The following is an 18,285-nucleotide window of genomic DNA, read 5'->3' as shown; positions in this document are numbered from 1 at the left end:
GTAGCGAATTAGTCGTGTTCAAATAGTTATAAAAAGATGTCATATGGAAGATGTTCTGGACCCCATCGAATATTTGCAGCAGGAGGTGGCCAATACCCGCCAGTTATTGCTGAATAACGGGCTGTATTACCGCCTCCAGACCATGGCCGACCTGCGTCAGTTCATGGAGCACCATGTTTTTGCCGTGTGGGATTTTATGTCGCTGCTCAAAGCCCTGCAACGCGATTTGACCTGCGTCGATGTGCCGTGGGTGCCCACAGTCAACCCGGCCACGCGCCGCCTCATCAACGAGATTGTGCTGGAAGAGGAAACCGACCTCGACCCGCAGGGCCAACCCACCAGCCATTTCGAGCTTTACATGCGGGCCATGGAAGAATGTGGGGCCAACACCCAGCCCATTCGCCGGCTGGTAGCGGCAGTAGGGGCCGGCCGCCCGGTTTCCCAGGCCCTCACCGATGCGCAAGCTCCCGAGTCGGTGCGCCAGTTCGTCGAAACCACGTTTCGAATTATTGAATCCGGCAAGGCGCACGCGGTGGCGTCCGCCTTCACTTTTGGGCGTGAAGATTTGATTCCGGCTATGTTCCGCCAGTTGGTAGGCGAGCTGCGCGACCGATTCCCCGGCCAGCTCGACACGTTCACGTACTACCTCGACCGCCACATTCAGCTCGACGAGGAAGTGCACGCCCCGCTGGCCCAGCAAATGGTGCGCGAGCTGTGCGCCGACGACCCCCAGCGCTGGCAGGATGCCCAGCAAGTCACTATCGAGTGCCTGGAAGCCCGTATGGCCCTCTGGGACGGCATCAGGCCCACCCAGCCCAGCCCCATGCTGGCGTAGTCCGCCAACCACCAGGTCTTACCCGCCGTTTGAAGGAGGCAGCCGCCTGGCTGCCTCCTTTTTACTTATCCGGCCATGCTGACTTTTCAATTATTCACTGCCCGCCCCTGGCTGATGCTCGGGGCCGCTGCCTTGCTCTCGGCCTGTTCGGTATCGGAGAAAAACTCGGAAACCGCCGCGCCCACCAGCACGCCCACCGAGGTTCGCACCGATGCCGACCGCCGCGCCATCTATAACAGCAACGGCGCGGGCACCAGCAATGGCTACGCCGTGCCCGATGCCACGCCCAACCGCGTGCGCCTCGGCGAGCAGGCGGCCAGCATCAACAGCCAGAAGCGCATCGAAAGCGTGAATACCAACGACCCCAACAACACCACGCCCGAAACCCGTCTGAAACGCCTCAATACCGATATTCCCGTGCCATTGAATACCACCCCCCGGCCCTGATGTGCCGCCCGCAGCATCAAAGCTGCGTGGCAGGCCCGCCAGAATATCGGGCTGCATAATTCTCAGCACTTCCTGAACGGGTGCAACAAAAAAGCCCGCCCCGATTATTCGGAGCGGGCTTCCTGCCACTAGCAGCACTGTGGCTGAAGCAGGCTATTCGCTTGCCTCGCCCGTACCAGGGCTATCGGCCGAACTCATAACGCCGGTTGCTGCGGGCTCGGGGGCGGGTGCCGCCTGAGCGCGGGGCTTGGGGCCCCGCTTGGCACCCGTGCCGGCCGAGGCGGCAGCAGCGGCTGGCTTGGGACCACGCTTAGCGCCGGTGGCTTTGCTTTTGGTAGCCGTGGTGCTGGGCTTGCGTCCCCGGCCGCTGGCAGCCGTTGCGGTCGTTTCCTCATCGGCATCGCGGAGGGCGCGGGCCTTGCGGGGCGTGCCATCTTTGTTCAGCGTGGGGCTTTTTTTGCCGCCTGCCGTGGGCTTGCCGGTAGCTGCGGCCGGAGCAGGGGCTTCGCTCGGGCTATTGTCGGTAGCGGCCGCGCCGGATACCGAGTCATAATGCCGCACAATCGTGTGCAGGGCCTGCTCAAACATGCGCTCCGTGTCGCCATCGAGGCGGCGCGTAGCTTCTTTCACCACTTCCTTCAGCTTGGCCTTCGTTTCTTTGCGGATGCGTGCCACTACTTCATTCATGCGGCCGTTCAGCTCCTTTTGCAATTGCTTGGCGGCCGACTTGAGGGATTTCTTCTGGCTGGCTTTTTTGCTGGCGCGTTCGTCGTTCAAGTCAGCGGAGGCGCGGCCTGCACTTTTGGCCGATTTACGGGCTGCTTTATCTTCCGGTGTGCGTTTCGCACGTTTTTCCGTTTTAAGCGGAGAAGCAGGTTTTTTCATCTGAAAAAAATTGATTAGTGAAGGGTGAAATAGGCGAAAGGAAGTCGATTGAGTGGCGCTACATTTTAATTAAGCACGCTCAAATATAAAATCATTTAAGCGTCAAACGGTTTGCTCGGTTTTTTTGTTGATTTAATACTGTACTTTTTTTAATCGTTTCTTTGCAACGGGGAATAATTGCCCTGATTTTCTGCGAAAATTAATCCTCGCATCCCCGCCTTTTTATTTTTGATTTTTATGGCACTTCTTCCTAAGCGATACACCGTTACCGCTGCTTTGCCTTATGCCAACGGGCCGGTGCACATCGGGCATTTGGCCGGGGTTTATTTGCCCGCCGACATTTATGTGCGCTACCTGCGCTCGGCCGGCCGCGATGTAAAATTTATTTGCGGTTCCGATGAGCACGGCGTTCCCATTACCATTCGGGCCCAGAAAGAAGGTGTTACGCCCCAGCAGGTGGTCGATAAATACCACGCCCTGATTCGGGATTCGTTCAAAGATTTCAACGTTTCGTTCGATGTGTATTCGCGCACGTCGTCGGCTACGCACGCCGAGGTTTCCAGTAGTTTTTTTACCAAGCTGAATAACGAAGGCAAGTTCATCGAGCAAACTACCCAGCAGTATTTCGACGAAAAAGCGCAGCAATTTCTGGCCGACCGCTACATTGTGGGCACCTGCCCCAATTGTGGCAACGAAAATGCCTACGGCGACCAATGCGAGCGTTGCGGTACTTCGCTCAGCCCGACCGAATTAATTAATCCGCGCTCCATGCTCAGCGGCGCGCAGCCCATTTTGCGCGATACCAAGCACTGGTTTCTGCCCCTCGACCAATACGAGCCCTGGCTGCGCGAATGGATAATTGAGGGCCACAAAAACGACTGGAAAACCAACGTGTATGGCCAGTGCAAATCCTGGATTGACCAGGGCCTGCACCCCCGCGCCGTCACGCGCGACCTCGACTGGGGCGTGCCCGTGCCGGTGCCCGGTGCCGAAGGCAAAGTGCTCTACGTGTGGTTTGACGCGCCAATCGGCTACATATCAGCCACCAAAGAAGCCTTCCCCGACGAGTGGGAATTATACTGGAAAGATGCCGGCTCGAAGCTGGTGCATTTTATCGGCAAGGATAACATCGTTTTCCACTGCATTATTTTCCCAGTGATGCTGAAGGCGCACGGCGAATTTATTCTGCCGGATAATGTGCCTGCTAATGAATTTTTGAACCTTGAAGGCGATAAAATCAGCACTTCGCGCAACTGGGCGGTGTGGCTGCACGAATATTTGCAGGATTTCCCTGGTCAGGCCGATGTGTTGCGCTACGTGCTGTGCGCCAATGCCCCCGAAACCAAGGATAACGATTTCACCTGGAAAGATTTTCAGGCGCGCAACAACAACGAATTGGTGGCCACACTCGGCAATTTCGTGAACCGTGCCACCGTACTCACGCACAAATTCTTCGAAGGCAAAGTACCGGCAGTAAGTGAATTGCAGGATATTGACCGGCTTACGTTGGCCCAGGCTTCCGAATTTCCGGCGAAAATTGGCGAGCTGATTGAAAATTACCGCTTCCGCGATGCTCTAGCTGAGGTAATGAATCTGGCGCGCCTTGGCAATAAATACCTGGCCGAAACCCAGCCTTGGCACCTCATCAAAACCGATGCCGTCCGCACCGGCACCGTGCTGAATGTGTCGTTGCAGATTGCCGCTGGTCTGGCCCCGCTGCTGGAGCCTTTCCTGCCCGAATCGGCCCAGAAACTGGCCACCATGCTCAATCTGGAGCTGGGAAACTGGTCCAGTGCCGGCCGCCCCGACGCCCTTCCGGCTGGCCACCAGCTGCGCGAAGCCGCGCTGCTCTTCGGTAAAATTGAAGATGCCGTGGTGGAAACCCAGGTGCAGAAATTGCTCGACACCAAAAAGGAAAATCAGTTGGCCAACACCCCCGTCACGCCGGCCAAAGACGATATCTCGTTCGATGATTTTGGCCAGATGGATTTGCGCATCGGCACCATTACGGCCGCCGAGAAAGTAGCCAAAACCAAAAAGCTCCTCAAGCTCACCGTCGACCTGGGCCTGGAAGAGCGCACCATCGTGAGCGGCATCGCCGAGCATTTCATCCCCGAGGCCCTGATTGGCCAACAGGTGCAGGTGTTGCTAAACCTCGCGCCCCGCGAAATCAAAGGCATCAAAAGCCAGGGCATGCTGCTCATGGCCGAGAATGCCGATGGTAGCCTCGCGCTCATGCAGCCCGGTAAGCCCGTGCGCAACGGCAGCAGCGTGGCGTAAGTCAGAAAGAACGTCATGCCTCGGCTGCGCTCGGCATGACGTTCTTTTTATGTCGTCCAGCCGCTTACTTCACGTTCACCACATTCATCGCCCGTTCCAGCCCCATCGCGCCGAATGCCAAAACCGCCTCGCCGGCTTTTTCAATGCGCGTGGGCAATTCAATTAATTCATCTTTCGAAAACGGGTCCAGTACATAATCCACCTGCCGGCCTTTGGGGAAATTGGCATCTACTCCGAAGCGCAGGCGGGCATACACATCGTTGCCCAGCGTGGCCTGAATATCCTTCAGGCCATTGTGCCCGCCGGCCGAGCCCTGGCCTTTCAACCGCAACTTACCGAAGGGCAGGGCCAGGTCATCGGTCACGACGACCATGTTTTCGGCCGTGATTTTGAGCGTGGCCAGCCAGTGGGCGGCGGCTTTGCCGCTGAGGTTCATGTAGGTAGTAGGTTTCACCAGCACGTAGGTGTGGCCTTTGTGTTTGAACTCGGTGGTGAAGGCGTGGCGGCCAATTTCGAAGCGCGGCGCGTCGAATTTGGCGGCCAGATAATCGGCTACCATGAAGCCGATGTTGTGGCGGGTATCGGCGTATTCGGGGCCAATATTGCCCAGGCAGAGAACCAAAAATTTCATCTGAACCGCAGATTTAACGGATTTAACGGATTGCACAGATTCTGGCGTCAATTCTCAGAAGCTGCTGCCACTCGATAATGGCAAAGCGCGACCTTTTCGCAGCGCAAATAAAAAGCCGCCCCAAAGTTGGAGCGGCTTTTCGGTTGAAGCGTAGTTTAATGGATGAAAGAATCGGGAGAGTCTGTCTATTCCGTTAAAGCTGCGGTTCAGGATTACTTGCCAGCGGCCAGCTCGCCTTTCAGGGCACGCGGGATGGTGATGGTGGCGATAGGCGCCTCGGCGCTGGTGAGGATGGTGTAGCCCTTCGGCTCCACGGCACCCACTTTGATGGATTTGCCCAACTCCATGGTGCCGATGTTCACTTCCACGTAGTCGGGGAGGTTGTCCATCGTAGCACGCACGCGCACTTTGCGCAGCTTGCTCACCAGTTTGCCACCGGCCAGTACGCCCGGCGAAACGCCGATGTACTTCACGGGGATGTCCATTTTTACCTCTTTGCCTTCTTCCAGCTCCAGGAAGTCAACGTGGAGGAGCATTTCGTTTACGGGGTGGAACTGGGCGTCCTGCACAATTGCCTTGTACAGCGTGCCTTCCACGTTCAGGTCCACAATGTGCGCCTCCGGCGTGTACAACAGTTCGCGGAACAGGATAGCGGGCACGGAGAAGTGCACGGTATCGGTGCCGCCATACAATACGCACGGTACTTGAGCGTCGAGGCGCAATGCCTTGGCGTCCGTTTTACCGAGATTCGCTCTTTTAAACCCTACAATCTCGAGGCTTTTCATAAAAGTGGTTTTTGGGGGATGATAAATGGCCCGTTCGCCTCCAATGTTGGAGGCAAACGGGCCGCAAAGGTACGGGTTAGTGCTATAAAAACCTACGGCTTAATGGGATTGAACTCGATGGTGGTGAAGAAATGGCGGGTATCTTCGGCCGCCCCCGGTTCCTGCGGCACCGAATACGAACACCGGAATACATAAAGCGCCCGGCCCACCACGTTCAGGCACTCGTCGGCCCCGGCGCGGTCCACGCCAATGCCTTCGCCGGTGAAAGCGCCTTCCAGCGCATCGAAGAATTTATCGCGCCGCGACTTCGGAATAATGCGGTTGGCCGTGGCCACACTTTGCAGGTTGGCTGGCATAGGCATCGCCGCCGGGGCCAGCGCCCGAATGTGAACCGAGGACGCGCAGGCACTCAGCAGCAGCGCGACTTAAAGGGTGAAGGTGGAAGTGTAAAGCTTGTTCATCACGTTTGCAGAAAAAAGTTCCAGTCGGGAAGTCTTTCTACAAAATTGTGCCAATCTTATCAGATACGGTAGGGCATCGGGGATAAAAAGAGCACGTCGTGCTAAACGCGGCCGAAGCAGCGCTCAGCACGACGTGCCGGGGTAAAGTCAATCAGGCCAGTGTCTACACGAATAGCGAGCTGATGCTCTCGTGCGTCACCACGTTGCGGATGGCGGCAGCGAACAGCGGAGCCAGCGAAATCACCCGGATTTTATCGTTCACCTCGCGCTGCGGAATGGTATCGGTGGTAATCAGCTCGGTGAGGGCCGAGGCGCGGATACGGGCGTGGGCCGGGCCGCTCAGCAGGGGGTGCGTGATGACGGCGCGCACCGAGTTGGCCCCGCGCTCCATCACCAGGTCGGCGGCTTTGCAAATGGTGCCAGCGGTGTCCACCATGTCGTCCACAAACACCACATCCATGCCCTTCACGTCGCCGATAATCTGCATGGAGGCAATCTCATTGGCCCGCACACGCATTTTATCGCAGACCACGATTTCGGCTCCAAATTTCTTGGCGAAGGCGCGGGTCCGCACCACGCCGCCCACGTCGGGCGAGGCGAAAATCAGGTTTTTCAGGTTCAGTGACTGGATGTAGGGAGCCGTGACAGTGGCCCCGTCGAGGTGGTCGACCGGAATGTCGAAGAAGCCCTGAATCTGGCCGGCGTGCAGGTCGCAGGTCATCAGGCGGTCGGTGCCCACGCTCTGGATGATGTTGGCCACGACCTTTGCCCCGATGCTCACGCGGGGCTTGTCTTTGCGGTCCTGCCGGGCGTAGCCCATGTAGGGCATCACGATGGTCACCTTGTGGGCCGAGGCGCGCTTGCAGGCATCCACCATCAGCATGAGCTCCATGAGGTGCTCGGAGGGCGGAAAAGTGCTTTGGATAAGAAACACCTCGCAGCCGCGCACGCTTTCGTCGAAGCTGGGGCTGAGCTCGTCGTCGGCGAAGCGCTGAAGGGTGAGGTCGCCCAGGGGCTGGCCAAAAGCGGCGGCAATTTTGTGGCCCAGCTCCTGTGAGGCGCTGCCGGCGAATAGTTTAGCGTGCGGGTCCATAAAGGGAAGGATAAAGCAAAACCGCCTGTTAATCCGGGTTTAAGCAGAGCAACAGGCGGCAGCGTGATGAGGAATAAATAGCGAAAGGCACTAACTTACTCCCGGGGAGGGAGAAGCCAGCGCCTTTGCTAAAGTTGTCGAGCGGTGTCGAAGTTGTCCGACCAGGGCTCGAACCTGGACTTTCTTGAATCAAAATCAAGCGTGTTGCCAGTTACACCATCGGACAATTTTCCAGTTGGCTACATGCCGTTTGGGAGTGCAAATGTACTACCGGAAAAATTCGGTGCAAGGATTTTTTGAAAAAAAATTGAAGAAAAAATCGTCGGTATCACCCCCGAAAGCGGCTTTCATCTCATTGATGCCTGATTTTCACGGGGTAGGGGCTGGGTAGAATATTTATAGTTGGGCCGGGTGCCGCAAACGTTATGGTTGGAAAAGCCACGCTTCTACCGTAATTTTGCGGCCTGAAAAGAGCATCAACTTCATCATAAATACAACCAAATGGCCAATACCGGCAAAATCACCCAGGTCATCGGACCCGTCGTGGACGTGAGCTTCGCGGGTGAAAACACGAAGCTGCCCAACATTCTCGACGCCCTCCAAGTAACCAAAGAGAACGGCCAAGTGGTAGTGCTGGAATGCCAGCAGCACCTGGGCGAGGACCGGGTTCGGACCATTGCCATGGACTCGACCGAGGGCCTGGCCCGTGGCGCGGAAGTACGCGACCTGGGTGCTCCCATCTCGATGCCCACCGGCGACGGCGTGAAAGGCCGCCTGTTCAACGTGATTGGCGAAGCCATTGACGGCATCCCGCAGCCCAAGAGCGGGCCGCGCTTGTCCATTCACCGCAACGCCCCGGCGTTTGAGGAGCTGGCTACTTCTTCGGAAGTATTCTTCACCGGTATCAAGGTTATCGACTTGCTCGCGCCTTATGTGAAGGGTGGCAAGATTGGTTTGTTCGGGGGTGCCGGCGTAGGCAAAACCGTACTGATTCAGGAGCTTATCAACAACGTGGCCAAGGCCTACGAAGGTCTGTCGGTTTTTGCCGGCGTGGGTGAGCGTACCCGTGAGGGCAACGACCTGCTGCGTGAATTCATTGAGTCCAACATCATTCTGTACGGCGATGCCTTCAAGCATTCGATGGAAGAAGGTGGCTGGGACCTGAGCAAGGTGGACATGGCGGCGATGGAAAAATCGCAGGCTACCCTCGTGTTCGGCCAGATGAACGAGCCCCCCGGAGCCCGTGCCCGCGTGGCCCTGTCGGGGCTGACCATTGCCGAGAGCTTCCGCGATGGCGACGGCACCGGTGCCGGCCGCGACATCCTGTTCTTTATCGACAACATTTTCCGCTTCACGCAGGCAGGTTCGGAAGTATCGGCTCTCTTGGGTCGTATGCCTTCGGCCGTGGGTTACCAGCCTACGCTGGCCACCGAAATGGGTGCCATGCAGGAGCGTATCACCTCCACCAAGCGCGGTTCTATCACGTCGGTACAGGCCGTTTACGTGCCGGCTGATGACTTGACTGACCCGGCCCCGGCCAACACCTTTGCCCACTTGGACGCCACGACGGTACTGAGCCGCAAAATCGCTGAGCTGGGCATCTACCCGGCCGTTGACCCGCTGGACTCGACCTCGCGCATCCTGTCGGCCGACATCCTCGGCGACGAGCACTACAACACCGCCCAGCGCGTGAAAGAGCTGCTCCAGCGCTACAAGGAATTGCAGGACATCATCGCCATTCTGGGTATGGACGAGCTGAGCGAAGAGGATAAGCAGGTTGTGAACCGCGCCCGTCGCGTGCAGCGTTTCCTGTCGCAGCCCTTCTTCGTGGCTGAGCAGTTCACCGGCCTCAAAGGCGTACTGGTTGATATCAAAGACACCATCAAAGGCTTCAACGAAATCATCGACGGCAAGTACGACCACCTCCCCGAGGCGGCGTTCAACCTCGTTGGTAACATCGAGGATGCCGTGGCCAAAGGCGAGCGCCTGATTGCAGAAGCCAAGTAATTTTTTAAATGTGGAGAATGTGGGAATGTGGGTGATGTGAAAATTGATTGTCAACAAATCAATACACTAGCCACATTTCCACATTTTCACATCATCACATTCCCCACATTTAAAGAAATGCATTTAGAAATCATCACCCCCGACCGCAAGGTATTCGAAGGCGAAGTGACGGCGGCCCAGTTTCCGGGGGCCAATGGCGCGTTTGAAGTGCTGAATAATCACGCTCCGCTCATTGCCGCGCTGAAAGCCGGCGACGTGACGCTGACCGGCGGTGCCGGTGGCCGCGAGGTTATCCGCATCGAAGGCGGCGTGGTGGAAGTGCTGCGTAACAACGTGATAGTGCTGGCCGAAGGCGCAGTGGCGTAACGCCGCAGCAACCGTTAGCATCTGGCCGAAAGTCGCTCCTGCCTGGCAGGAGCGGCTTTTTTGTGGTATGAGCCGGCCAAGTGAAGAGAATACCGTATAGCATACTGCGCGCAAAACCATTTGCCTTTGCTGTTTATGAGATCTTCGGACCCATTTGTTGCCGTTGAAAATATTTATACTCCCCGGCAGCGCTATGTGCTGCTGGTAGCCTCGTTGATTGGACTGGGGGCCCTGATGGTGTTTGGGCTGGCGCAGTACCTCACGGCGTTTCTGGCGGCGGGCATCCTGTTCGTGGTGTTTCGGCCGTGGTGGCTGGCGCTGGTATACCAGCGGCGCTGGAACCGGCAGATGGTGGTGGTGGGTATTCTGCTGGTGACGGTGGTGGTACTCGTGATTCCGTTCTACGCCCTGACTTCGCTGCTGCTCGACCGTCTAATTGCCTTCGCTCAGAACCCCAACCGGCTGCTGGAGGTGATTCACAAGCTGGAAAAAGCCACCGGCTTCCAGCTGACTGAACAGTTGAACGTGCGCCAGCTGCTGCTGCAGGGTGCGGCCAAAGTCACGAGCTGGCTGCCCACGCTGGCCAGCAGCGCCCTCAACTTCCTGGTGATTGTGGGCCTGATGCTGTTCACGATGTACTACATGTTTATGCAGGAAACGTTCTTTCTGCTGGGACTGCACCGCTACCTGCCGTTCCGCAACGAGACGCTGCAGGAACTGGGTGAGTCGCTGCAAAACAATGTGAATGCCAACGTGCTGGGCCAGGTGCTGGTGTCGGTGGTGCAGGGCGTGCTCACGGGGGCCACGCTGCTGATTTTTGGGGTGCCCGACGCGGTTTTTTGGGGTGTGGTGGCCTTTTTTGCGGCGTTTCTGCCGGTGCTGGGCACGCCGCTGGTGTGGGGGCCGGCCGCGCTCTATCAGTTTTCGCAGGGGAATAAGGGGCAGGCCATCGGGATTTTGCTGGTGGGTTTCATCCTGATTATGAACATCGATAACGTGCTGCGCATCGTGTTGGCCAAGCGCATGGGCAATATTCACCCGCTGATAACGCTGGTGGGCATTGTGCTGGGCGTGGAGATATTCGGCATCATCGGGCTGGTGGTGGGGCCGCTGCTGGTGTCGTATTTTATGGTATTGATGGAAGTGTTTCGGCGCGAAAACCGCCAGCACATGAAGCTGGTGGTGAATAGCCCGCCCGAACACAAACCGGTTATTCCGACCCCGGAGAAAACGGAGTGAAATCGTACGACGCTTTTCCCGGAATTTTCCCCGGCGGAGGAATAATAGTTTTTCGGCCCGTTGCATACCCGTCGAAGCCGGCCGCGTGCCGACCTTTGCGCCTCACGCTCCGCTTTCGCGCTCATGGACCAACCCAATATTCAGCCTAAAATCACGCCCATCTACCAAACGTCGGTTTTCAAGTTTGAAGACCTTGACGCGGTGCAGCAATACTTCGACGAGCCGGGCAGCCGCTACCTGTACTCGCGCAACGGCAACCCCAACTCCGATGAGCTGGCCACCGCCGTGGCCCACTGGGAAGGTGGCGCGGGCGCGGTAGCCACGGGCTCGGGCATGGCAGCCATTTTCGCGGCGCTGCTAACCTACTGCCAGGCCGGCGACCACGTGCTGTGCGCGGCCGATATCTACGGCGGCTCGGCGGCGCTGCTGAACCTGGAGCTGGCGCGGCTGGGCATTGCGGTGACGTACGTGCCGTTTGATAGCCTGTACAACCTGGCGGCCTACGTGCAGCCCACTTCCCGGCTGCTGCTTTGTGAAACGATGAGCAACCCGCTGCTGCGCGTGGTAGACCTGCGCGCCGCCGCCGACGAATGCCACCGCCACGGCCTGAAACTGGTGGTCGATAACACGTTTTCGACGCCCGTGCTCACCCGGCCGCTGGCCTACGGGGCCGACCTCGTGCTGCACAGCGTGACCAAATACCTGGCCGGCCACTCCGACGTGACGGCCGGGGCCGTGGTGGCCCGCACCCTGGAAGATGTGGCCCGCCTGCGCCAGATTGGCATCGTGTTCGGCCTCACGCTGAGCCCTATGGAAAGCTGGCTGGCCGTGCGCGGTATGAAAACCATGCGCCTGCGCGTGGCCGCCCACAGCGAAAACGCGCTGGTAGTAGCCGAGTTTCTGAACGAGCATCCGGCCGTGCAGGCCGTGTATTATCCGGGCTTGCCCGGACACCCGCAGCACGCGCTGGCCACATTGCAGGGCGCAGGGCGCTTCGGTGGCATGCTCTCGTTCCGGCTGCCGGATGATGCGGCCATGGTTAACCGCTTCATGCAGCGCAGCCAGCGGTTTCCGTTTGCGCCCTCGCTGGCGGGGGTCGATTCGTCGTGCTCGCACCCGCTCTATACCTCGCACCGCGCCCTGACCGATGCGCAGCGGGCCGAATTGGGCATCACCGTGGGGCTGGTGCGGCTGAGTGTAGGCATTGAACCGGTGGAGGAGCTACTGGCCGATTTGGCCCACGCGCTGGACTAGGGGCGCTTGGGTGAATGCGAAAATTCGAGGCAGCGCGCTGATTTAGCAACGATTTGCGGCTGATTATTCGCGGCTGGAGGCTATCTTCATCATACCAAATGAAGCTCCTTTAGCTGTTTTCCTGGTTGAGAAGCTACAGCTTGTCCGATACCTGGGTGGAAATTTGCTTGGCGGTGCGCAGGGCCTGAAACTCGCCCTGCTGTGAACGGATGGTCAGCTTATCATCGAGCGAAAAGCTGCCGCGCAGCTGCTGGTACCGGTCGTTGAGGCTGCTCATGATGTTGGTGGCGGTGGCCCAGTCGGCGGGTTTCCAATTCTGGCGGTCGTTGCGCACGCGCTCGGTGAACAGGTCGTAGGCCGCGAGCAGGCCGGTGGTGGTGAGCGTGGAAACGGTGGTTTTCTTGCGCAGAAAGGTGGACACCTGGGCATCGGTGGCGGCCGTGGCGGGGGCATCCATCGTGCTGCTGCTGCTGCTGCCGGCGGTGGAAGCAGGGCTGGTGGTGGTGCCCACCGGCACATTGATGGTACGCGTGGTGCGGCGAATAACCTTGCCGGTTTCGGGGTCCAGGTCTTCGGTTACTTCGATTTGCTGCTGGGTGCCGGCCGGGGCGGTGGTGGTGGTGGTCGAGCTGGGTTTGGTCGTCGTCGTTGTGGTGGATTTAGTCTGGGCGAGGGCGGCAAAAGGCGAGGCCAGCAACAACAGCGCGAGAAGACAGGGGTTTTTCATGGGAAATAAAGAAGTGAGGTTATCCTTTAACGGCAAAGTCCGGGCCACGGTGTAGAAGCGGGCCAATTCCGCAAGACTTTCGCATCAAATGTTGCATGGCTCTGACTCGAGCTGTCTCACGCGTGGCCTCTGTCACGCGGTGCAACTCGCCGTCGCCCATGGCGCTATACTGCTGCCATTCATAGCAAGTACGTTCCGCTAAACAACGACTACCGGTCGGGCTGGCGTTAGCCCAGCGCCACCGTCAGGGCCTCTTTCACGCGGCGCAGCTCGCCGTCGCCCATCGCGGTGCCGCTGGGCAGGCACAGGCCCCGGGCAAATAGGTCTTCGCACACCGCGCCGCCGTACATGGGGGCGGCGGCAAACAGGGGCTGCAGGTGCAGCGGCTTCCACAGCGGCCGGCTCTCGATGTTGCGGGTTTCGAGGTGCAGCCGCACGGCCTCGGGCGTAGGGGCGGGGGCGTGGTTTTCCGGGTCGGGCGAGGCCACGAGGATGGTGGTGAGCCAGCGGTTGGCGCGGCTGCCGGCCGGCTCCGGGGCCAGCGCCACCGTGAGGCCGGGCACGGCGGCGAGGTGCTCGCGGTACCAGTCGAAAATCTGGCGGCGGCGCTTCACGCGCTCGGGCAGCAGCTCCATCTGGCCCCGCCCGATGCCGGCCAGGATGTTGCTCAGGCGGTAGTTGTAGCCGGTTTCGGAGTGCTGGTAGTAGGGGGCGTCGTCTTTGGCCTGGGTGGCCAGGAAGCGGGCTTTGTCGGCCAGGGCCTTGTCGTGGGTCACGAGCGCGCCGCCGCCGCTGGTGGTCAGAATCTTGTTGCCATTGAAGGAGAACACGCCCACCCGTCCAAAGCTGCCCAGCGGCTGCTGCTCCCACTCCGAGCCTAGGGCTTCGGCCGCGTCTTCGAGGATGGGAATGTCGAATTCTGTTGCCAGGGCCAGGATTTCGGGCAACCTGGCGGGCATTCCGTAGAGGTGTACCAGGATTAGGGCTTTGGGCTTGCGGCCCTTGGCGATGCGGTCCACGATGGCCTCGCGCAGGCGCTCGGGGCAGATGTTCCAGGTTTCGGCCTCGCTGTCCACAAACACCGGCGTGGCCCCGAGGTACACAATGGGGTTGGCTGTGGCTACGAAGGTGAAGGAAGGACACAGCACCTCATCGCCCGGCTCTACGCCCAACAAAATCAGCCCCAAGTGAATGGCCGCCGTGCCCGAGTTCAGCGCTACTGCATATGGCACGCCCACCGCCGCGCAAATGTCGGCCTCGAAGCCCGTGATATTTGGTCCGGCCGGAGCCACCCAATTGTCCTCAATGGCCTTGTGCACGTAGTTCATTTCGTGTCGGCCGAGGTGGGGAGGGGAGAGGTAGAGACGGTCGTAATCCTGGCTGCGCATTATCAGTTATCAGTTAAGAGTTAGGAGTTTTCGCGGGTGGAGCAAACGATGGCGCTCAGCATGCGGCGTAACTCTTCGGCATCAGTCAATAATGATTCGGCCAGGCGAAAATCCAGGCATTCGGTTTCGCTGAGCAGGCGCAGCCAATAATGGGTTTCGCGGGCTTCTTTGTAGGCGATGCCGCATTTAGCGGCAAAGTCGCGGCGGGAAAAGCCGCCTGTCGCCTCCTCCATATTAGCGCATATTGAAGTGCCGCTACGAAGCAGCTGGTCGGCCAAAGCTCGGGGTTGTCCCTGCGCCAATAAGTGCTTATAGAGCTTTGCAATGCGTTTTGCAAACACAAAGCTCTTATGCAATACCGTTCCTTCCAATTCCATAACCCTTAACTCTTAACTGGCTTCGCCGGTACGCCTACCGCCGTCACATTCGCCGGCAAATCGCGCACGGCCACCGCGCCGGCTCCGAGGATGGTGTTTTCGCCGATTTGTACGCCCTGGATAACGGTGGCATTCGTGCCAAGGTACACGCCCTGCTCTAGCCGGGCCGCGCCGCTCACGTTGGCGTGCGGCATCAGGGAGCAGAAATCGGCCAGCGTGGCATCGTGCCCCACCGTGCAGCCCAGGTTGAGTAGCACGAACCGGCCCAGCGTAATATCACAGGTCAGGAGGCAGCCCTGCTGAATGATGCAGCCCGCGCCCAGCGCAATGCGCTGCATCGGCCCCAGCGCCACGGCCGGATGCACAATGCTCGGAAAGCTGAGCTGCTCCGACGTAAGCCGTGCCATCACGGCCGCCCGGCTGGCCGAACTGCCCACGGCCACGGCCACGGCCAGCGGCTCGGCGGTGGCGTTGAGGTCGGCGCTGGTGCCGAGGTAGGGGAGGCCGCCCACGGTGGGCGTGGTAGGGGCGTGGTCGTCGTAGAAGCCGCGCACCTGCCAGCTCGGCTGCGCCTCGTTGAGCTGCCGGAGTAGCAGCAGAACCTCGCGCCCCAGGCCGCCCGCCCCGAATATGACGAGCGGCGGCAGCTCCTCCGCTACCTCGTAATCAGAAAAGAAGAGTTGTGTCATGACAATAACTGATGTTACGCAAGTAGCTCCTGAGTCAGATGTTTCAACTGGTTTCTCGTGCTAAAAAACGGCTCAACAGCATTAAACGAGCAACCAGCCACAAAAACAGACGCCGCAGAAAGCACTGCGTAGCAATAGATGATAATTTACGAAGAAGGCGGTGGTGGCGGACTGCCCCGAAAGGCCGTAGTAGTGGCCTGCCCGGGCGTATTGATGCCGCGCGCGCCCAGCACCCGCCCGGCGGTGCGCCACAGAATAAGCAGGTCGACCCGCAGCGAAAGGTGGTCGACGTACCAGACATCAAACACGAATTTTTCCTCCCAGCTGATGGCATTGCGGCCGTTTACCTGCGCCCAACCAGTAAGGCCGGGGCGCACGGCGTGGCGGCGGGCCTGCGCCGGCGAGTACAGCGGCAGGTACTCGGGCAGCAGCGGGCGCGGGCCTACCAGACTCAAATCGCCGCGCACAATGTTCCAGAGCTGGGGCAATTCATCGAGGGAGGTAGCGCGCAGCCAGCGGCCCAGCGGGGGCAGGCGCGCGACATCGGGCAGCGGCTGGCCGGCAGCGTCGCGGGCGTCGGTCATGGTTTGCAGCTTGTAGAGCGTGAAAAGCCGCCCGTGCCAGCCCGGCCGCAGCTGCCGAAACAGCCAGCGGCCCCGGTTCTGGCCGGCCGCCAGCGCCGCCGCACCCGCCAGCAGCGGCAGCGCGAGCAGCAGCAGCGGCCCGGCCAGCGCGAGGTCGAGCAGGCGCTTGCCGTGGCGGGCGTAAAGGGAAGCAGGGGTGGACACTGAGTTAATTAAACGAGCAGGCAAAGAACGTCATGCTTCGCTGCGCTCTGCATGACGTTCTTTTGTTTCCTCATTCCTAATTAAGCGTAGCACCCATGCTCGTCTTCCCCAACGCCAAGCTCAACCTCGGCCTCTACGTTACCCAGCGCCGGCCCGATGGGTTCCACACCCTCGAATCAGTCTTCGTACCCCTGCCCTGGACCGATGCTTTTGAGATGCTGCCCGCCGCCCCCGGCCATCCTACTAGCCTCACCCTCACCGGCCGCCCCATTCCCGGCGACCCGGCCACCAATCTCTGCGTGCGGGCCTACGAGCTGTTGCAGGCCGATTTTCCCGAGCTGCCGCCGGCGCAGCTGTACCTGCATAAAATAGTGCCCATCGGGGCGGGCCTGGGCGGGGGCTCGGCCGATGCCGCCTTCGCCCTGCGGGCTGCCAACGACCTGTTCCGTCTCAATCTTTCGGCGGAAACCCTGGAAGGCTACGCCCGCCGCCTGGGCTCTGACTGCGCCTTCTTCATCCAAAACAAGCCGGTGCTGGCCGTAGAAAAAGGCGACGTATTCGAAGAAATCAGCCTGCGCCTGACTGGTATGGCCTGCGTGGTGGTGTATCCCAACCTCCACATCAGTACCGCCGAGGCGTATGCCTGCATCAGCCCGCAGCCGCCGCAGCACTCGTTGCGCGAGGCGCTGGCGCAACCCATGAGCACCTGGCGCGCCACCGTAAGCAACGACTTCGAAACGGCCCTCACGCCCAGCCACCCGGTGCTGGCCGAGATTAAGCAGCAGTTGTACAACGCCGGCGCTACTTACGCGAGCCTGTCGGGCTCTGGCTCGGCCGTGTATGGCTTGTGGGAAAGCGGGGAGCCAGTGGCCATGACGTGGCCGACAGCGTACGCAGTGTGGCAGGGCTTATTGTGAAGAGTTGAGAGTTAGGAGTGAAGAGTCGACTGACTCCTAACTCTTCACTACTAACCCTCAACTCTCAACTCAAACCGGCATGGCTGGCTCCAGGTCCGGCTGCTTGTCCTTCATCAGGCGCGCCACCAATGGGTGAATCAGCACGCTGAGCACGATGAGCAGGGTGCCAATGTAGAAGCCCGTACTCATGCGCTCGCCGTTGAACTGCGGCGCGTGCAGCAGTCCTTTGGTGTGCAGCCAATAAATGGCCGCTGCCATCGAAATGCCATATACCGGCTCCAGATTAATGGTCAGATTCACCGCAAAAGGCGAAATTCGCTTCATCAATTCTACCGATGTGGAGAAGGCATATACTGTGCACACGCCCGCCAGCAGGCCCAGCCAGAGCCAGTCGTAGCCGTGCCACGCCAGCTGCAAGCCCCGTCCCTGCGTGAAATAATGGCTGTAAATAGGGAAGAACAGCACGATGCTCAAACAAGCCCCCGCCATCTCGTAAAAGGTGAGTCGTAGCGGCGGATGCGTCTTAATCAGCTTCGAGTTCAGCACGCTGAACAGCGCCGACAGGCCCGCCGAGAGCACCGCTACGCCCAAGCCCAGCAGCTGGTCGAGTTCGGCCTGGCTCACCAGGTACAGCCCCACCATGGTAATCAAGCCTAGCCCCACCTCGTAGCCGCGCACCCGCCGCCACAGCAGCAGCGGCTCCAGCAGCGAGGTCCAGAGCGCCAGCGTGGCCAGCCCCGCCAGGCACACGCTAACGGACGACAGCCGCGCCGCCAGAAAGAAGGTAATCCAGTGCGCCGCTACCAGCGCGCCCACCGCCAGCAACCGCACCGCCTGCCCCGCCGATACGCGCCAGGCCTGCCGCCGCCCTGCCAGCAGTACCGTCAGACCGGCCGCCGCCAGCAGCGTGCGCCAGAACACCAGCTCCACCGGTGGCACCGTCAGCAGCTTGCCTAATATGGCCGTGAAGCCCCACAGGAGCACAATGAAATGAAGCTTGAGGTAGTCGCGGAGCACGTAGTTGAATATGAGAAATGGGAAGATGTGAAAATTAAAAGGCAGGCGTGTGCCGGTGTGCCGCACTTTCTCCCCTAGCTATCGGCCACACATTTTCAC

General features: G+C 59.6%; 19 protein-coding genes and 1 tRNA gene. 8 read left to right on the top strand and 12 right to left on the bottom strand.

What is annotated here, in order from left to right:
• The first annotated feature begins 43 nt into the window (after window positions 1-43).
• Both KQ661_RS19275 and KQ661_RS19270 read left to right on the top strand, forming a co-directional pair.
• Window positions 44-835 (top strand): DUF3050 domain-containing protein, encoded by a 792-nt coding sequence (locus tag KQ661_RS19275; protein ID WP_216727785.1) that lies wholly within the window; start codon window positions 44-46, stop codon window positions 833-835.
• A gap of 75 nt (window positions 836-910) precedes the next feature.
• Window positions 911-1,282, top strand: coding sequence for a hypothetical protein (locus tag KQ661_RS19270; RefSeq protein WP_216690058.1), 372 nt, complete (start codon window positions 911-913; stop codon window positions 1,280-1,282).
• A 153-nt stretch (window positions 1,283-1,435) separates the two neighbouring features.
• Here KQ661_RS19270 and KQ661_RS19265 read toward each other — a convergent pair whose 3' ends face one another.
• The gene (locus KQ661_RS19265; RefSeq protein ID WP_216690057.1) at window positions 1,436-2,059 is read right to left on the bottom strand and encodes a hypothetical protein; all 624 of its coding nucleotides are present in this window, start codon (window positions 2,057-2,059) and stop codon (window positions 1,436-1,438) included.
• 345 nt (window positions 2,060-2,404) lie between these two features.
• On the opposite strand from KQ661_RS19265, the gene metG reads away from it, so the two are divergent.
• Window positions 2,405-4,447 carry a methionine--tRNA ligase gene (metG, locus tag KQ661_RS19260; protein ID WP_216690056.1) on the top strand — a complete coding sequence of 681 codons (2,043 nt, stop codon included), beginning with the start codon at window positions 2,405-2,407 and terminating at the stop codon, window positions 4,445-4,447.
• Between the two features lie 64 nt (window positions 4,448-4,511).
• On the opposite strand, the gene pth is transcribed toward metG, so the two are convergent.
• The 5 genes from pth to KQ661_RS19235 form a co-directional block, all read right to left on the bottom strand.
• On the bottom strand, window positions 4,512-5,078 hold the full coding sequence (gene pth / locus KQ661_RS19255; protein ID WP_216690055.1) for an aminoacyl-tRNA hydrolase: 567 nt from the start codon (window positions 5,076-5,078) through the stop codon (window positions 4,512-4,514).
• Window positions 5,079-5,290: 212 nt separating this feature from the next.
• Window positions 5,291-5,863: a 50S ribosomal protein L25/general stress protein Ctc gene (locus KQ661_RS19250; protein WP_216690054.1), complete on the bottom strand. Its 573-nt coding sequence runs from the start codon at window positions 5,861-5,863 to the stop codon at window positions 5,291-5,293.
• Window positions 5,864-5,955: 92 nt separating this feature from the next.
• Window positions 5,956-6,219, bottom strand: coding sequence for a hypothetical protein (locus KQ661_RS19245; RefSeq protein ID WP_216726768.1), 264 nt, complete (start codon window positions 6,217-6,219; stop codon window positions 5,956-5,958).
• A 268-nt stretch (window positions 6,220-6,487) separates the two neighbouring features.
• Window positions 6,488-7,417 carry a ribose-phosphate pyrophosphokinase gene (locus tag KQ661_RS19240; RefSeq protein ID WP_216690052.1) on the bottom strand — a complete coding sequence of 310 codons (930 nt, stop codon included), beginning with the start codon at window positions 7,415-7,417 and terminating at the stop codon, window positions 6,488-6,490.
• A 153-nt stretch (window positions 7,418-7,570) separates the two neighbouring features.
• Window positions 7,571-7,643: transfer RNA gene (locus KQ661_RS19235), tRNA-Gln, on the bottom strand.
• A gap of 275 nt (window positions 7,644-7,918) precedes the next feature.
• Between KQ661_RS19235 and atpD the strand changes: the two genes are divergently transcribed.
• The 4 genes from atpD (at window position 7,919) to KQ661_RS19215 (ending at window position 12,283) form a co-directional block, all read left to right on the top strand.
• Complete coding sequence (atpD, locus tag KQ661_RS19230; RefSeq protein WP_216690051.1) at window positions 7,919-9,424, top strand: F0F1 ATP synthase subunit beta; 1,506 nt, start codon at window positions 7,919-7,921, stop codon at window positions 9,422-9,424.
• Window positions 9,425-9,541: 117 nt separating this feature from the next.
• Window positions 9,542-9,790, top strand: a complete 249-nt coding sequence (gene atpC / locus KQ661_RS19225) for an ATP synthase F1 subunit epsilon (RefSeq protein WP_216690050.1) — start codon at window positions 9,542-9,544, stop codon at window positions 9,788-9,790.
• Between the two features lie 135 nt (window positions 9,791-9,925).
• Complete coding sequence (locus KQ661_RS19220; protein ID WP_216690049.1) at window positions 9,926-11,029, top strand: AI-2E family transporter; 1,104 nt, start codon at window positions 9,926-9,928, stop codon at window positions 11,027-11,029.
• 123 nt (window positions 11,030-11,152) lie between these two features.
• Window positions 11,153-12,283 carry a trans-sulfuration enzyme family protein gene (locus KQ661_RS19215; RefSeq protein ID WP_216727784.1) on the top strand — a complete coding sequence of 377 codons (1,131 nt, stop codon included), beginning with the start codon at window positions 11,153-11,155 and terminating at the stop codon, window positions 12,281-12,283.
• Window positions 12,284-12,416: 133 nt separating this feature from the next.
• Here the strand turns inward: KQ661_RS19215 and KQ661_RS19210 are convergent, their stop codons facing one another.
• The 5 genes from KQ661_RS19210 to KQ661_RS19190 all read right to left on the bottom strand — a co-directional run bounded on the left by KQ661_RS19210 (window position 12,417) and on the right by KQ661_RS19190 (window position 16,252).
• Window positions 12,417-13,010, bottom strand: a complete 594-nt coding sequence (locus KQ661_RS19210; RefSeq protein ID WP_216690047.1) for a hypothetical protein — start codon at window positions 13,008-13,010, stop codon at window positions 12,417-12,419.
• 227 nt (window positions 13,011-13,237) lie between these two features.
• Window positions 13,238-14,398 carry a DegT/DnrJ/EryC1/StrS family aminotransferase gene (locus KQ661_RS19205; protein ID WP_216690046.1) on the bottom strand — a complete coding sequence of 387 codons (1,161 nt, stop codon included), beginning with the start codon at window positions 14,396-14,398 and terminating at the stop codon, window positions 13,238-13,240.
• Window positions 14,399-14,418: 20 nt separating this feature from the next.
• A complete protein-coding gene (locus KQ661_RS19200) occupies window positions 14,419-14,775 on the bottom strand; it encodes a four helix bundle protein (RefSeq protein WP_216727783.1) in 357 nt (118 codons plus the stop codon).
• A gap of 5 nt (window positions 14,776-14,780) precedes the next feature.
• A complete protein-coding gene (locus KQ661_RS19195) occupies window positions 14,781-15,464 on the bottom strand; it encodes an acetyltransferase (protein WP_216690044.1) in 684 nt (227 codons plus the stop codon).
• Window positions 15,465-15,610: 146 nt separating this feature from the next.
• On the bottom strand, window positions 15,611-16,252 hold the full coding sequence (locus KQ661_RS19190; RefSeq protein ID WP_216727782.1) for a sugar transferase: 642 nt from the start codon (window positions 16,250-16,252) through the stop codon (window positions 15,611-15,613).
• Window positions 16,253-16,347: 95 nt separating this feature from the next.
• Between KQ661_RS19190 and ispE the strand changes: the two genes are divergently transcribed.
• Window positions 16,348-17,169: a 4-(cytidine 5'-diphospho)-2-C-methyl-D-erythritol kinase gene (gene ispE, locus KQ661_RS19185; protein ID WP_216690042.1), complete on the top strand. Its 822-nt coding sequence runs from the start codon at window positions 16,348-16,350 to the stop codon at window positions 17,167-17,169.
• Between the two features lie 69 nt (window positions 17,170-17,238).
• On the opposite strand, the gene KQ661_RS19180 is transcribed toward ispE, so the two are convergent.
• Complete coding sequence (locus KQ661_RS19180) at window positions 17,239-18,186, bottom strand: DMT family transporter (RefSeq protein ID WP_216690041.1); 948 nt, start codon at window positions 18,184-18,186, stop codon at window positions 17,239-17,241.
• Window positions 18,187-18,285 lie beyond the last annotated feature (99 nt).

This window comes from Hymenobacter siberiensis, from assembly GCF_018967845.1.
Classification (GTDB): Bacteria; Bacteroidota; Bacteroidia; order Cytophagales; family Hymenobacteraceae; genus Hymenobacter; species Hymenobacter siberiensis.
The sequence above is the reverse complement of the archived record's forward strand: the minus strand, read 5'-3'. Positions and strand labels throughout refer to the sequence as shown.